At 65.4% G+C, this 14,589-nt stretch carries 10 protein-coding genes; 6 read left to right on the forward strand and 4 right to left on the reverse strand.

Translation table 11 applies throughout. The features are described from left to right. Positions 1–334: 334 nt before the first annotated feature. From F2P45_RS28855 to F2P45_RS28880, 6 genes are read left to right on the forward strand one after another with little or no spacing between them, the layout of a single operon-like run. Positions 335–1,201 carry an STAS domain-containing protein gene (locus tag F2P45_RS28855; protein ID WP_166881661.1) on the forward strand — a complete coding sequence of 289 codons (867 nt, stop codon included), beginning with the start codon at positions 335–337 and terminating at the stop codon, positions 1,199–1,201. Between the two features lie 3 nt (positions 1,202–1,204). Then, a complete protein-coding gene (locus tag F2P45_RS28860) occupies positions 1,205–1,561 on the forward strand; it encodes an STAS domain-containing protein (RefSeq protein WP_099875418.1) in 357 nt (118 codons plus the stop codon). Between the two features lie 28 nt (positions 1,562–1,589). Next, entirely contained in the window at positions 1,590–2,006 is a 417-nt protein-coding gene (locus F2P45_RS28865; protein ID WP_370663323.1) for an anti-sigma regulatory factor, read from the forward strand. Beyond that, the gene (locus tag F2P45_RS28870; RefSeq protein ID WP_308613833.1) at positions 2,003–3,019 is read left to right on the forward strand and encodes an ATP-binding protein; all 1,017 of its coding nucleotides are present in this window, start codon (positions 2,003–2,005) and stop codon (positions 3,017–3,019) included. Before F2P45_RS28865 ends, F2P45_RS28870 begins: the two co-directional genes overlap by 4 nt. Next, positions 3,019–4,410: an ATP-binding protein gene (locus tag F2P45_RS28875; RefSeq protein WP_166881664.1), complete on the forward strand. Its 1,392-nt coding sequence runs from the start codon at positions 3,019–3,021 to the stop codon at positions 4,408–4,410. Before F2P45_RS28870 ends, F2P45_RS28875 begins: the two co-directional genes overlap by 1 nt. Before the next feature lie 8 nt (positions 4,411–4,418). After that, a complete protein-coding gene (locus F2P45_RS28880; protein WP_229505362.1) occupies positions 4,419–5,939 on the forward strand; it encodes an ATP-binding response regulator in 1,521 nt (506 codons plus the stop codon). Between the two features lie 7 nt (positions 5,940–5,946). Here the strand turns inward: F2P45_RS28880 and F2P45_RS28885 are convergent, their stop codons facing one another. From F2P45_RS28885 to F2P45_RS28900, 4 genes are read right to left on the reverse strand one after another with little or no spacing between them, the layout of a single operon-like run. Then, a complete protein-coding gene (locus tag F2P45_RS28885; protein WP_166881665.1) occupies positions 5,947–7,005 on the reverse strand; it encodes an alpha/beta hydrolase in 1,059 nt (352 codons plus the stop codon). Positions 7,006–7,018: 13 nt separating this feature from the next. After that, on the reverse strand, positions 7,019–9,865 hold the full coding sequence (locus F2P45_RS28890) for an early set domain-containing protein (protein WP_229505363.1): 2,847 nt from the start codon (positions 9,863–9,865) through the stop codon (positions 7,019–7,021). After that, entirely contained in the window at positions 9,865–12,171 is a 2,307-nt protein-coding gene (locus tag F2P45_RS28895) for an amylo-alpha-1,6-glucosidase (RefSeq protein ID WP_166881666.1), read from the reverse strand. Before F2P45_RS28895 ends, F2P45_RS28890 begins: the two co-directional genes overlap by 1 nt. After that, positions 12,168–14,048, reverse strand: coding sequence for a glycoside hydrolase family 13 protein (locus F2P45_RS28900; RefSeq protein ID WP_166881667.1), 1,881 nt, complete (start codon positions 14,046–14,048; stop codon positions 12,168–12,170). The genes F2P45_RS28895 and F2P45_RS28900 overlap by 4 nt, the downstream gene beginning before the upstream one ends. Between the last annotated feature and the right edge of the window lie 541 nt (positions 14,049–14,589).

Raw genomic sequence — 14,589 nt, forward strand, 5'->3', positions numbered from 1 at the left:
CCGCTTTACCCTGCCCCGTTCAATTGGGTAGGGCGCCTATTGCCCACAATAGGATAATTCGAACCGAGCGGCGTCGAGAGCGACAATTCGGAATTGCGGATGACGTTTATGAAACATCCAGGTTAGAGCTCTGACCCCGGTTGTGGGAGTTTGGCGCGGTTTGGGGAGTGAAGTTTCCTACCCCCGCTTGGCTGGAATATTGTATTTACGTATGGTTTACTAATTGTGCACGGGGTGTTGTTGAGTATCTATATAATGTCAGGGGTATCGCCGTGACCGGGACCGGTCCGCCTATGCCTTTCCCCATCTCAGCCGAACTATCCCTAAGGATCCAATGAGCACCGACAAAAGCACCCAGTTAGCCCTGATTATCACCAAGTTCGAACATGAACTGCTGGAAGTGTGGCTGTCGGGATTGATGACGCGCATGATCCGCCGCGACAAGAACGCCGAGGCCGAACTGCGCCAGCAAGCCACCCGTTTCCTGCCCCTGCTGGTGCGCGCCCTCGAACGCGGCGCCACCACCGACATCGAAGGCGCGGCCTGGGACGATACCCGCCACATGCTGACCGAGCTGTCGCAGGCGCGCGTGCGCCAGGGCTTCTCGTCGATCGAGACGGCCAGCTTCATCTTCGCCCTGAAAGAGCCGCTGTTCGCCTACCTGCGCACCGCGCTGGCCGACAACCCGATCGAGCTGGTCGAGGAAACCGCCACCACCAGCGCGCTGTTCGACCGCCTCGGCCTGTTTACCATCGAGGTCTACCAGAAGGCGCGCGAGCAGGTCATCCTGCGCCAGCAGCAGGAACTGCTGGAGCTGTCCACCCCCGTGGTGCAGTTGTGGGAAGGCGTACTGGCCCTGCCGCTGATCGGTACCCTCGACAGCGCCCGCACCCAGGTGGTGATGGAGAACCTGCTGCAGAAAATCGTCGACACCGGCGCCTCGATCGCGATCATCGACATCACCGGCGTACCGACCGTGGATACGCTGGTGGCCCAGCATCTGCTCAAGACCATCGCCGCCGCGCGCCTGATGGGCGCCGACTGCATCATCAGCGGCATCCGCCCGCAGATCGCGCAGACCATCGTGCACCTCGGCGTGAACCTGGAAGACGTGGTCACCAAGGCCACCCTGGCGGACGCCTTCGTGGTGGCGCTCAAGCGCACCGGTTCGACCATCACCCATCCGCAAAACGCGCGCTAAGCCATGGAACGCATACCGATTCTGAAAATGGGCCGTCTGCTGCTGGTGACCATCCAGGTCGACATGCACGACCGCCTGGCCATGACCCTGCAGGACGACCTGACCGCGCGCATCGTCAAGGACCGCGCCACCGGCGTGTTGATCGATATTTCGGCGCTCGACATCGTCGACTCCTTCATCGGCCGCATGATCAGCCACACGGCGGCCATGGCCCGCATTCTCGACGCCCGCACGGTGCTGGTGGGGATGCAGCCGGCCGTGGCGATCACGCTGGTGGAGCTGGGGCTGACGCTCGACGGCGTCAGCACGGCGCTCAATGTGGAGCGCGGCCTGGCCCTGCTGCAGCAGGAACGGGAATGACTGCCGTGGTACAGCGGCGGGGATTGCCGTGAGCGCCGCCGGCCAGGGCCTGGTCCACGCACCCTTGATCACCGATGAAGATGTGGTCCGCCTGCGCAAGCTGGTGCGCGATGAAATGGTCGCGCTCAAATTCTCATTGATCGAACAAACCAAGATGGTCACCGCCGCCAGCGAGCTGGCGCGCAATACGCTGCGCTACGGCGGCGGCGGACGCGCCGAACTCGAACTGGTCGAGCGCGGGGGCAAGCGCGGGGTCCAAGTCAGCTTCATCGACGAAGGTCCCGGCATCGCCGACATCGACCTGGCCCTGACCGACGGCTATACCAGCGGCGGCGGGATGGGCCTGGGGCTGTCCGGCGCACGCCGCCTGGCCGACGATTTCATCCTCGACAGCGCGCCAGGCAAGGGCACCACCGTCACCATCGCGAAATGGAAGTTGTTTTGAACAGATTAGGCAGGCAGGCGACGTTTCATGTAGGCGAATCGAGCGAGATCGCGGCGGCCCGGCGCGGCGGCAACACCCTGGCGCGCCAGCTGGGTTTCGACGAAACGCGCGCCGGCCAGCTGGCCATCGTCATTACCGAGGCGGCCACCAACATCGTCAAGCATGCAGGCGAAGGCGAGATTTTGCTGCGCGCACTGTACGCGGGCGAGCGCGCCGGCGTCGAAGTGATCGCGCTCGACCGCGGTCCCGGCATGGCCAACGTGGCGCTGCGCATGGAAGACGGTAACTCCACCGCCGGCACTTACGGCGTGGGCCTGGGCGCAATCGGCCGCCTGGCGCCGGAATTCGATATCTATTCTGCCGAAGGCCAGGGCACGGTGCTGTTCATGACCATCTGGAGCGGCGCCGCCGGCGCACCAATGTCGGACTGGGAAGTGGGCGCGGTGTGCCTGCCGCTTCCCAGCGAGGAAGTCTGCGGCGACGCCTGGGACGTCGGTGTCGCGAACTGGGGCCTGACGGTCGGCATGGCCGATGGCCTGGGCCACGGTCCCGAGGCGGCGGTCGCCTCCGAAGCGGCGGTCGCGCTGGTGGTGGAGCGGCCGGCGGTGGGTGTGTCGGAACTGATGCAGCTGGCGCACGGCGCGCTGCGCGGCACCCGTGGCGCCGCGGTGGCGATTGCGGCCATCGACTGCGATGCCGGCGAACTGACGTTTGCCGGCATCGGCAACATCGCCGGCTGCATTGTCGATGGTCGCTCGCGCCGCCACCTGATGTCGCACAACGGCATCGTCGGCAGCAACCTGCGCAAGGTGCAGACGTTTTCCCATCCGTGGGCGCCCGGCGCCATGCTGATCATGCATTCCGACGGCCTGGGAACGCGCTGGGACCTGGATGCCTATCCGGGCCTGGCGTTCCGCCATCCTGCCCTGATCGCGGCGGTGCTGTACCGCGACTTTGCGCGTCAGCGCGACGACGCCAGCGTGCTGGTGATCCGCGAGCGGGGGCTTGCGTAATGTCGCTGCGGATCCTCAAGATCGCCATCGGCACCGAGCTCGATGTGGTCGGCGCCCGCCAGCGCGCGCGCGAGATCGCGGTGCTGTGCGGATTCGCCATGCAGGATCAGGTACGCATCGCCACCTCGGTGTCGGAGTTCGTCCGTAACGTTTTCAATTATGCGCACGGCGGCAGGGTCGAGTTTTCGATCGAGGAAAGCGCCGGCGTGCAGTCGCTCCAGATCCGCATCGAGGACCAGGGTCCCGGCATCGCCGACCTGGACCTGGTGCTGTCCGGGCGCTACCAGTCGACTACCGGCATGGGCCTGGGTATTCTGGGCGCGCGGCGCCTGATGGACCTGTGCGATATCCGCTCGGCGCCCGGCAGCGGGACCCGGATCGTGCTGCAAAAACGCTTTGCCGGCGACGCCCCGCGCATGACGGCGCGCATGGTGGGCGACATGTGCGCCCATCTCAGCGCGCAGGCGCCCGACTCGATGCTGGGCGAAGTGCAGCAGCAGAACCAGGAACTGCTCGGCACCCTCGATGAGCTCAAGGCGCGCCAGGAAGAGCTGCTGGCCCTCACCCGCGAACTCGAAGAGAACAACCGCGCCGTCAAGGTGCTGTATGCGGAGCTCGACGAAAAAGCCGAGCACCTGCGCCGCTCCGACCAGGCCAAGACGCGCTTCCTGTCGAACATGAGCCACGAATTCCGCACGCCGCTCAGTTCGATCCGGGCGCTGGCCAAGCTGCTGCTGGCGCGCTCGGACGGCGAGCTGTCGGAAGAGCAGGAGAAGCAGGTCAGGTACATCCTGCAGGGAACCGTCGCCCTCAACGAGATGGTCGACGACCTGCTCGACCTGGCCAAGATCGAAGCGGGCAAGGTCGATGTGCGCGCCGAGCGCTTCCTGGTGGCCGACATGTTCAGCACCTTGCGCGGCCTGCTGCGGCCTTTGCTGGGCAGTTCCGCCGTCGCGCTGACCTTCCATGAGCCGGACGCCGGGCTGGCGCTGCTCAGCGACCAGGGCAAGCTGTCGCAGATCCTGCGCAACTTCATTTCGAATGCGATCAAGTACACCGAGCAGGGCGAGATCGCGGTACGCGCCGCCCTGGTTCCCGGGAAGGGTATGATGCAGATCAGCGTCGCCGATACCGGACTGGGGATCGCCGCCTCCGACCATGCGTTCATTTTCGAAGAATTCAGCCAGATCGAAAACCGCTTGCAGACGCGCGTCAAGGGCACCGGCCTCGGTTTGCCGCTGTGCCGCAAGCTGGCCGACCTGCTGGGCGGATCGGTCGGCGTGGACAGCGTGCCGGGCGCCGGTTCCGTGTTCTGGGTGTCGGTTCCGCTCAACTATGCCGCGCAGGGAGGCGACGCCCTCGCGCCGCCACATTCACACTTACCGGATTGAGGTCCACCATGCAGTCCATGCCATTTGCCGATTCCCTGATCCTTAACGTCGACGACAGCGAAGGGGCGCGCTACGCCAAGTCGCGCATCCTCACGCGTGCCGGCTTCACGGTGATCGAGGCTGCCGACGGCAACTCGGCCCTGTTGCGCGCGCGCGAAGACAAGCCGGACCTGGTCCTGCTCGACGTCAAGCTGCCCGACATCAATGGCTTCGAAGTGTGCCGCCTGCTCAAGGCCGACCCGGAAACGCGCGCCGTGCTGGTGCTCCAAACGTCGGCGTCGTACATCGGCGTGGCCGACAAGATCAGGGCCCTCGAAGGCGGCGCCGACAACTATCTGTTCGAGCCGATCGAACCGGAAGAACTGGTCGCCAATGTCAAGGCGCTGCTGCGCCTGGGGAAGGTCGAACGCGAGCTGCGCGACGTGGACCGGCGCAAGGACGAATTTTTGGCCACGCTGGCGCACGAGCTGCGCAATCCGCTCGGGCCGATCCGCAACGCGGTCGAGCTCTTGTGCCGGCTCGACCCGAACGTGCCGGAGCGCCAGGACAAGGCGCGCCAGACCATCCTGCGCCACACCGGCCACCTGGTGCGGCTGGTCGAAGACCTGCTCGACGTGGCGCGTATTTCGAAGGGCAAGATCACCCTGCACGAAGAGCAGGTCGAACTGCAGTCCTTCATTGGCAGCGCGCGCGAGTCGGTGGCGCACATCGCCGAAAGCCGCAACCAGCGCCTGGAAGTGACGCTGCCGGCGCACGAAGTCTGGCTCAGCGGCGACCATGTGCGGCTGGCGCAAATCGTCGGCAACCTGCTGCATAACGCGTTCAAGTTCACGCCGCCGGGCGGGATCGTCAAGCTCAGCGCCGAGGTGACCGGGCAAGAGATCCTGATCCGCGTGTCGGACAACGGCATCGGCATCGATGCCAGCAAGCTCGATGTGATTTTCGACCTGTTCGCGCAAGACGGCTTTACGCCCGACCGGGTGCAGGATGGCCTGGGCATCGGCCTGTCGCTGGTGCGCACTCTGGTCACCTTGCACCATGGGACCGTCAGCGCCGCGAGCGCCGGAGTAGGCCAGGGCAGCGTGTTCGAACTGCGCCTGCCGATCGATTCCGTCGGCAGCAGCGACGATGTTGCGCAGGTGCCCGCCGCCGGCGATAGCGCCGCCACGCGCATCCTCGTGGTCGACGACAACGTCGATGCGGCCGACATGCTGGCCGAGCTGCTCGGCATCGGCGGCCACGATGTGAAGGTGGCCTACACCGGGCAGCAGGCGCTCGACCGCGCGGCGGAGTTCAAGCCCACGTATGTGTTCCTCGATATCGGCCTGCCCGACATGAGCGGCTACCAGGTGGCGGCGAAGATGCGCGAGCTGCCTACCATGGACGATGCGGTGCTCGTTGCGCTGACCGGCTACGGCCAGGCGCGCGACCGCGAGCAGGCCATGGAAGCGGGCTTCGACGACCATATCGTCAAGCCGATCGACTTTGCCAAGGTCACCTCGCTCGACCTGCAGCGCCGCAAGCGCTGATACTGGTTCACTGCCAGGAGAATAACCACCTCAAAGGTTTGTCGACGCGCGCGGCCCACGATTTTTCGTTGTGGGTGGCGCCGTCGGCGGCGTGGTAAAACAGGTCGGCATCCTGCCGGTAGCCCTGCTTGAGCATGGCGTCGCGCATCTTGATGGTCTCTTCCAGGCCATCCTTCACCGTTCCTGCATCCAGGTAAAACTTCACCGGCAGGCGCGGCGGCAGTGCCGTCACCAGTTCCTGCCTGTTCCACCAGAACGAGCCCGATACCGACGCCGCCTTCGAAAAGACCGCCGCATTTTTCTGCGCGATCCAGACCGAGGCGATGCCGCCCAGCGATGATCCCATGATGGCGGTCGATTCCTTGCCGGGCAGGGTGCGCAGCGCGCCGTCGACATACGGCTTGACCGTATCGACCACGAAGCGCTGGTAGGTGTCGAGCTGGCCGCCGCCGTACTGCGGATCGCAGCAGGGCGTGTATTCGTCGATGCGCGCGGGCGTGTTGTCGATGCCGACCACGATGATCTCTTCCATCACGCCGGTGGCCACCAGCCGGTTGACCGTTTCGTCGATGCCCCATTCGACGCCGAAGGCCGCCGTCCGGGCGTCGAACAGGTTCTGGCCGTCGTGCATGTACAGCACCGGATAACGCTTGGCGCGGTTCTCGTCGTAGCTAGGCGGCAGGTAAATGCGCAGCTTGCGGCTGTTCTTGAGCTGGGGCGAGGCGAAGTCGGGGATGATCTTCACTTTGCCGAAGGGCGCGCCGAAGAAGGGATAGATGTCGCGCGTGCTGCCGGCAGCGAGCCGGTAGGTGCCGCCGATGGACACCTTGTCGTCGCCGAGGGCCGGTTTCATGACCACCTCGCCCAGTTCGTCGGGCCAGGTGTAGGTCCAGACCTTGCCGTCGTCGCTGCTGGCCGGCGCGCCTTTGGACCACGACATCGGCCCCTTGTCGCCGCGGATGGCGACGCCGCCTTTGGGGCTGTCGTAATGGACGCGCACCGTGGTGGCGTCGGCGGCCAGGGGCAGCAGGCTTGCCGCGCCAAGCGCCAGTCGTGCCAGTGTCATTGCATATTCCTTTTTACTTCAGGCGCAGCAGGCGCGCGCCATGCACATCGAACTTGTTGGATGGCCCTCCGGCGCCGCCGGCCGCGCTGAAGGTGCTGTTGCTTTGCAGGTAGCTCATATTATAGAAGTCGCTCATCTCCAGCCGGTAGCGGCCGGGTTTCAGGCGCGCGACCAGCGGCGTCGACATCACCGGCGGCGCGCCGGTCGTGTCGATGCGCGCGTGCGGCAGCTGCACCACGCCCTGCGCCGCGATGCGGCCGGAAGCCTCTTTCAGGACCAGCCATTTTACGCCGCCGCTGATCCCCAGGTTAATCTGGTTGGCGCTGTTATGGTAGCGCACCTGAAGGCCGTATTCGCCGGCCTGGGTGATGTTCACCGTGCCGAAGCGCAGGCGCGCGCCCGGCTGGCCCCAGTCCTTGATGTGCGCCTGCGCCACGCCGTCGACCGTCACCGGGACCTCGATCGCCGTGCCTGTGCAACGCGGCACGCTGTGGTGGCTGCGGTTGCCCGACGCGGCAAACTGCGCTTCGACGGCATAGCACGCGGCAGTGGGCGCGCCGCGGTCGGTCCAGGCGCCGGCGCCGACCTTCGCTGCAATCAGCTTGCCATCGCGGTAGATGTTGTACACGGTGCCGGCGCCATTGCCGTTGGCATCGATGTGCAGCGTGGCTGGTGCCGTGATACCGGCAATGGCCGGTTCACGCGGGCCGAATACGTCCGGCCCCTGGGCATACGGCGCGGCGTGAACACGGTGGATTTGCTGTTCGCCTTTTTGCAGTGCGCCAAGCGTGACATCGATGCTTGCGTTGTCGGGCAACTGCTGCCAGCGGATCGACTGCGCCACGCTGGCGCCGCCAATGGCGATGGCGTCGACAGGGAACCAGCCTGTATCGCTGGTCGCATCGGGCAGCGTGATGCGCACATTGATGCGTTTTCCGCGCACGGTCAGGTTATCGAGGCTGATGACCCTGGCCGCGCCGAACATTTCGCGCCGCAGTTTGCTGGTGATGAACGGGCGCACGTCGATGCCGCTGTCGGTCACGCTCACCCCGAACACGTTCCCGATCACCATGCCGAGGTAGCCGCCGACCGACCACAGTTGGCGCTTCGAGTTGATCACGGGGCCGATCAGCGCCGGCTGCTGTTCGTCGAGCAGGAGCGGCTGGCCGGAAATCCACTCCAGGTTCTCCATGTTCGACAGGTTCAGCGCGGCGCCGCGTGTCAGGGTGTCGTACGCGGCGTCGGCCACGCTGACATTGGCGTGCATGGCGGCGGCCTTGAGGCCGTAAGCGGTCACGAACGGCCAGATGGCGCGGTTGTGATACACCGGCATGCCTTGCTGCTGCGGGTAGATCACCGGCGCGCCCATCGGGCCATGCGGATAGCTGGCCAGGATGCGGCGCGCGCGCCTGGCGTCGGCCACGCCGGTGACCACCGCCAGCGCTTGTCCGAGCCAGTCGAATTTATGCAGCGGTGCGCCGTCGAAGTGGGGCGCGCTCAGGCTGCTGTACATGCCCGCATCCTCGAGCCAGAAGCGGTCGTTGATGCTGCGCTTGAGTGAAGCGGCCCAGCCGGCATATCTGGCCGAGCGCACGGCGTCCCCGCTGTCATGCGCGAGCGAGGCGGCCAGGGTCAGTGCCTTGTAGTGCAGGACGTTGGTGGACAGCGCTTTGGAGCTGGCCAGCGAAGCGAGATCATTGACGATCCATGCGGCGTAGCTTTGGTCGCGCCAGTCCAGAAAGGACTGCTCGCCCATGTACAGGCCGGAGGCCGCGTCGAAGGCGGCCAGGCGGTCGTTGTCGAGCGTGTTGGCCAGCGCCGCCAGTGCCCGCGCCGCGAACGGCGCGCGCTGCTCCGGCGCCAGGCTGGCCAGCGCAGCTTCGGCGCCGAGTACCCACGCCACCCGGTCGGTGCTGACCGGCCAGCTGCCGCCGGTCCCGGTATCCTGGATGATCTGCAGGCCGTCGGCGCTGCCCGCCACATTCGGCGCGCGCTCGATGCCGGCGCGGTAGCCGGAGAGCTTGAAGTCGAGCGAATTGCGCACGCGCTCCGGGTCGAGCATCGCCAGCCCAAGGTCGGCCGCGTACGACAGGTCGCGGGTCCAGACGTAATGCCACTTCTCGCCGGTTTCGAAACAGGCGCAGTCGATGGCGGCGCCGCCGTTGTAGTTGCCGTCCTTGATCTGCGCGACCGCATTCTGCTTCATTTCATCGAGCGCCAGCGCAAACAGGGCGTCGAACGCGAGGCTGCCGCTGCGCACGGTCGGTGCGTCTGCGCTCTCCTGGTAGGTCGTCGATTGCGGGCCGGGATCGCGCAGCGGCATCGTGGTCGATTGGGTGTAGCTGCGCAGCGCCGCCGCGGGGTCGGGCGTCGACCAGCGCACGGTGTTGCCGCCGTACTCGCTGGCGACGCTGAGCGCATGGCCCTTGTGCGGGTCTTCCGTGCTGGCGGGCGCCATGCCGGTCTGCGTTACGCGCAGCAGCGGCGCCGCCGGGTCGGATGCGTCGACAGAAAAGCGCCAGGTCGAGGTCTTCTTGACGAACAGGTAGTCCTCGGGGCCGGACCGGGTTTGCATTTTGTAGCTGGCGCCGGCGGCCACGGTGACGCTGGCGGTCGGGTCGATCACCCATTCGGCCGACCAGTCCTTGCTGCCGACCTTGAAGCCGTGGTAGCCGGGGCTGACCACAATGTCGGCTTCATACAGGCCCTTGCCCTTGTAGGCCAGCGGGTGGTCGATGCCCCAGCCATTGAAGCCGCCGCGCAGGTACATGGGCGCGGCCAGCGTGCCGCTGTCGGCGATGCAGGCGGCGCTGGCCGAGAACAGGGCGGCTGCGGCCAGCAGGTGGGAGGTGGTGATCATCAGCGGTATTCCTTGCGTTCGACGATGCCTTTCAAGACATCCTTCGATTCGAGCATGGGGAAGTCGCCGGCGCGGTAGCGCTTCGGCGTCTGGAAAACCAGTTCGCCGATGTCGCCGGCGTAGCTGGCCTGTTGCGCACGCAGCGCCAGCGGCTTGCCGTTGACCGTGGCCTTGCCGCCGCCCGTTACCAGCGTGGCAGGTTTGCCGGGAGCGAGTTCGAACGCGAGCCGCGAGCGGCTCTTGTCGTCGTTCAGGATGCTGAAGGCGACCTTGCGTTTTGTGGCGCCGTGCAGGCGCAGCCGCCACTGCTGCCGCTTGCCCACGCGCTGGAAATCGACCTCGATGCTGTCGCCCGCGCCGAATGGCAGGGCCGCATGAAACCCGCTCCATGCGGCGGGAATGGCCGGTGTGAAGGCCAGCGTGTTGTCGAGCAGGCGAGGGCGGAAGCCGACGTAGTCCTGGAAGCCGTTGCGCGCATATTCGGCCACGCTCCACGACTGCGCGTAAGTGCCCGATGCTTTGAGTTTGCCGTCGTCGCCGGGCAGGGCGTCGAGCAGTTCGCTCATGTTGCCCAGCGTTCCCAGGCCGAGGATTTGCCGGCCCAGGTTCTGGCTCAGCTTCCATGCCAGGTCCTGGTAGCCGAACTTGTTCAGGGCCGTGACGGTAAAGCCGGCATTCCAGCCCCAGACGGTGCCCTGGTGGTAGGCGGCGTCCTTGTGGTGGAAGTCGGGGTTTTCATGGCGCGGATGGAAGTAGGGATCGTTCTGGCTTAGCGAGGCGATACCGTAGGGGTAGAGCAGTTCGGACACCGCGTTGCGCGTTACCCGCGCCTGCACCTTGGGCGGAACAAAATCGGCGAACGGAATCGACACCAGCATCAGCTGGTTGGGGCGGACCTTGGTGTCGCGGCTGGCGTCGTCGCGCAAGCGGTCGGCCATGACCTTGCCGTCCCAGTACAGCCTGAGGAAGCTGCGCTGCGCCTTGCCGGCCAGCGCGTTCCACTGGCGCGCTTTGGCATGGTCGCCGGCCTGCGTTGCCAGGTAGGCGCCGGTCTTGAGAGCGGTGTGCCACAGGGCCTGGATTTCGACGGCGCGCGGGCCGCGTGCGGACCACGGGTCCTGGTTGTCGATGCGCGCGTCCATCCAGGTGTCGGCCGAATCGTGCGCCAGCAGGCCGTCCTTGTCGGCGTAGTTGGCGATGGCGCCGTCGAAGTAGGGCAGGGCGAGCTGGTACATCTGGCGCGCAAAGGCTTTGTCGCCGGTGTACTGGATATATTCGAAGGCTTCGCGCAGCATCCATGGCGTGCCGTCGACGGTGTTGTAGATGGTCTTGTCGCTGGCGGAAACGCGGTTGGGAATGCGCCCGTATTCCTTGTCGCGCGGTTCGCGCAGGTTCTGGTAGCGCGCAAAGTTCGACAGCACGGCCCTGGCCTCGTCGAACTGGCCCGATACCAGCAGGGTGCCGGGCAGCGCGATGAAGGTGTCGCGGCCCCAGTTGTCGCGGAACCATGGCAAGCCGGCCCAGATGCCGGTGCCGAATTCCTCCACCACGAACATGCGGCTGGCGGCCTTGGCCCAGTTCAGCGCCTTGTTGTAGTCGGTGTCGCTGGTGGCGAGGTAGCTTTTGGTGAGCGCGTCGTACAGCGCTTTGCGTTCGGCGCCGATGGGGTCGGCCTTTGCCAGCGCCTGCGCGCGCTCGCTGGCCTGGGCGGCGCTGTCGCCAAAGGCCACCACCACGGTGATGCCGCGCACGGCGTGCGTGCTGCGCAGCTTGAGCGCGTCGTCCACCACGAAGGGACGGTCGGCGGCGATGGCGGTGAACTGGCCGCTGCCGCCGGCGGGCGCGATCAGCACCACGTCGCCGTCGCGCGCGATGGCGCCGGGGGCCTTGAACAGGGTTTGCACAGTCAGTATGGCATCGTCCGGATTGCTCAGGCGGATCGCGAGCGCGTGCTGTTTCGACAGCAGCGCCATTTCCTCAAGGGCGCCGCCGGCGTGGCGCACGTGGTGGCCGTAGGGCAGGACCTGCTCGCTTGACCGGGTGCGGTCGTTGGCCACGCCGTTCACGAAGGTGGCGTAGCCGTCGAATACGGACGCATTCTTGATGGTGTAGCCGGCGCCCCTGTCATGGCTTTGCGTGTAGCCCTCGAAGTAGCCGGCCAGGTTGTCGCCGACCACGAACTGCGATTGCTGGCCCGGCGGCACGCTGATCGCCATGGCGTCGAAAAACGCGTCCACGCCGGGTTTGGCGGCGACGGCGGCGAGCGGCATGGCAATGGCAGCCGCCAGGGTAATGAGGTACTTCATTCAATCTCCAGGATCAGTGCCGAGCGGGCCGGCAAGTTCAAGGTCGTTGCGAGTGCGTGGGTGGCGCCGGTGATGGCGTCCACGCCGCTTCTGGCTCCCTTGAGCATTTCGTGAAAGCGATCGAGCGGCAGCACGGCGTCCTTGTCGCCCTTGTTCAGCGCCACCATGACCTTGTGTTTGCCGTCGTAGCGAAAATACACGTAGGTGCCGTTTTCGGCGCCGTAGTGCATGGTCTTCCCGTGGTGGATGACGCTGTGCGACTTGCGCCAGTTGACCAGCTTTTTGACGAACGCCTGGGCCTCGCGCTGCTGCGCTGTCAAACCCTGGCCGGTGAAGGCGCTGGCCGTGTCGGCACGCCAGCCGCCGGGAAAGTCGCGCCGGTAGCTGGCATCGTCGCGCGTTCCGGTTTCGCTGGTCATGAGGACCTCGGTGCCGTAGTAGAACTGCGGTATGCGCGGCAAGGTCATGAGCATGGCGAGGCTGATCTTGTACAGATTGATGTCTTCGCCGACCACGCTGAAGGTGCGCGCGATGTCGTGGTTCCCTTCGAACAGCACCAGCTTGCCCGCGTCCGGATACAGATAGTCTTGCGAGAGCATTTCGTAGACGTCGGTGAAGCCCGCCGCGGCGTCGGTCGCGGCAAGCGTGGAACGAATCGTCTCGGACATCGGAAAGTCCATCAGGCTGGGAAGATGGCTGACGTAGCCGTCGAAGTTGACTTTGCCGCGCTGCCAGTGCGACACCACCGCCGGCGACTTGTGCCACTCCTCGCCCACCAGGTTCAGCTTCGGGTATTCGGCCATCAGGCGCCGCGTGTAGTCGGTGAGGAAGGCGCTGTCGGAGTAGCCGTAGGTGTCGATGCGCAGGCCGGACAAGCCGGCGTACTCGATCCACCAGATATTGTTTTGAATGAGGTAGTTGGCCACCAGCGGGTTGACCTGGTTCAGGTCCGGCATGCTGCTGGCGAACCAGCCCCTGGTGAAGTTGTCGCGGTCCTGCTGCGATCCGTACGGGTCCTGCACCGATACGCGGTGGTGCTGCGTGGGCGTGAACTTGCCGCCATTGGTGGTCCAGTCGGGGCCGGGCAGGTCCTTCATCCACCAGTGATGGCTGCCGATATGCGACAGCACCACGTCCTGGATGATGCCGATGCCTTTTGCGCGCGCCGCTGCCGACAGGGCGCGGTAGTCCTCGTTGCTGCCGTAGCGGCGGTCGACGCGGTAATGGTCGGTGGCCGCGTAGCCGTGGTACGAATAGGCCGGCATGTCGTTTTCGACCAGCGGCGTGGGCCAGATCTGGGTGAAGCCCATGGCGGCGATGTAATCGAGATGGCCGGCCAGGCCGCGCAGGTCGCCGCCGTGGCGCCCCTTGCCGTCGGCGCGGTCGGCCTTGTCGGCCATGCCGGCGATGTTGTCGTTGGCCGGGTCGCCGTTGGCAAAGCGGTCGGGCATGATCTGGTAGATCGCGTCGTGACTGGCGAACCCCGGGCGCTGCGCCGATCCGGCTTCGCGCGCCTGCAATTGGTAGGCGTGCCGGATCGTGCGCGCGCCGTGTTTGAAGACGATGTCGAATGTGCCGGCCTTGGCGTCGGGCGCGATCAGCAGGTCGATGAAGAGGTAATTGCGGTTCGGGACATGGGTGACCGCTTCGATGCGCACGCCGGCATGGTCGATGGCGGGCGTGCTGTCGGCGATCCGCTCGCCGTGGACCATCAGCTGGAGCTTGTTGTGCCGCATGCCGACCCACCATGAGGGCGGTTCCAGATGGGTGATGCGGCCCGGCGGGGCGGGGGCTGCGCCGGCAAGCGCGGCGGCGCTTCCCAGGGCAACGGCGGCGATCAGTCCGAGGACGGGTGTGCGGCGGCCTGTTGGGGTCATGCGGTCTCCGATGGTCAAGGATGGCTGCGGTCGCAGTCTCGTAGTATGGCTACATGGTCTTGTTATCGATAAAGGATACTACAGATGAGGATACCGATCAAAGCGCTCGCTGCGGCACTGCCGGGTATGCATTTCGACTGCTAGTTTTGCTACATTGATCGTCAATACGCACACAATGTGCCCCGCTGCGGCCGCCGCCGCCTTGCATCCGCGCTATTTTCCACACAGGGCAATGAGGAGGCGGTTCACATCTGTTGGTTTTACTACGAAACTCCTACAAAAATGTAGTAAGGATAAATTTCTGAAATGCAAAATCGCACTGCGCTGGTGCAAAATTGGTCTGCTGCAGTGAAAATTACGGCATATGTAGTCGGACTACAGCTAGCGATACAGTGTTCTGTAGCCGAAATACAACGAGCTAGCCCCTCATACTGGGCATTGAATGTAAAAACCGCACTTTTCCGTAGTCGTACGCAACTCCCGTTGACAGTGCATCTAGTTTTAGTACAGAATCGGGCTCAGACGTCCTTAGAACGTTGCC

Source organism: Massilia mucilaginosa, assembly GCF_011682145.1.
Classification (GTDB): Bacteria; Pseudomonadota; Gammaproteobacteria; order Burkholderiales; family Burkholderiaceae_D; genus Telluria_A; species Telluria_A mucilaginosa.

Coding starts and splice junctions, on each gene's coding strand:
- F2P45_RS28885 (WP_166881665.1), bottom strand. CDS start 7,005: ATGACACTGGCACGACTGGCGCTTGGCGCGGCAAGCCTGCTGCCCCTG.
- F2P45_RS28895 (WP_166881666.1), bottom strand. CDS start 12,171: ATGAAGTACCTCATTACCCTGGCGGCTGCCATTGCCATGCCGCTCGCC.
- F2P45_RS28880 (WP_229505362.1), top strand. CDS start 4,419: ATGCAGTCCATGCCATTTGCCGATTCCCTGATCCTTAACGTCGACGAC.
- F2P45_RS28900 (WP_166881667.1), bottom strand. CDS start 14,048: ATGACCCCAACAGGCCGCCGCACACCCGTCCTCGGACTGATCGCCGCC.
- F2P45_RS28890 (WP_229505363.1), bottom strand. CDS start 9,865: ATGATCACCACCTCCCACCTGCTGGCCGCAGCCGCCCTGTTCTCGGCC.
- F2P45_RS28875 (WP_166881664.1), top strand. CDS start 3,019: ATGTCGCTGCGGATCCTCAAGATCGCCATCGGCACCGAGCTCGATGTG.
- F2P45_RS28860 (WP_099875418.1), top strand. CDS start 1,205: ATGGAACGCATACCGATTCTGAAAATGGGCCGTCTGCTGCTGGTGACC.
- F2P45_RS28855 (WP_166881661.1), top strand. CDS start 335: ATGAGCACCGACAAAAGCACCCAGTTAGCCCTGATTATCACCAAGTTC.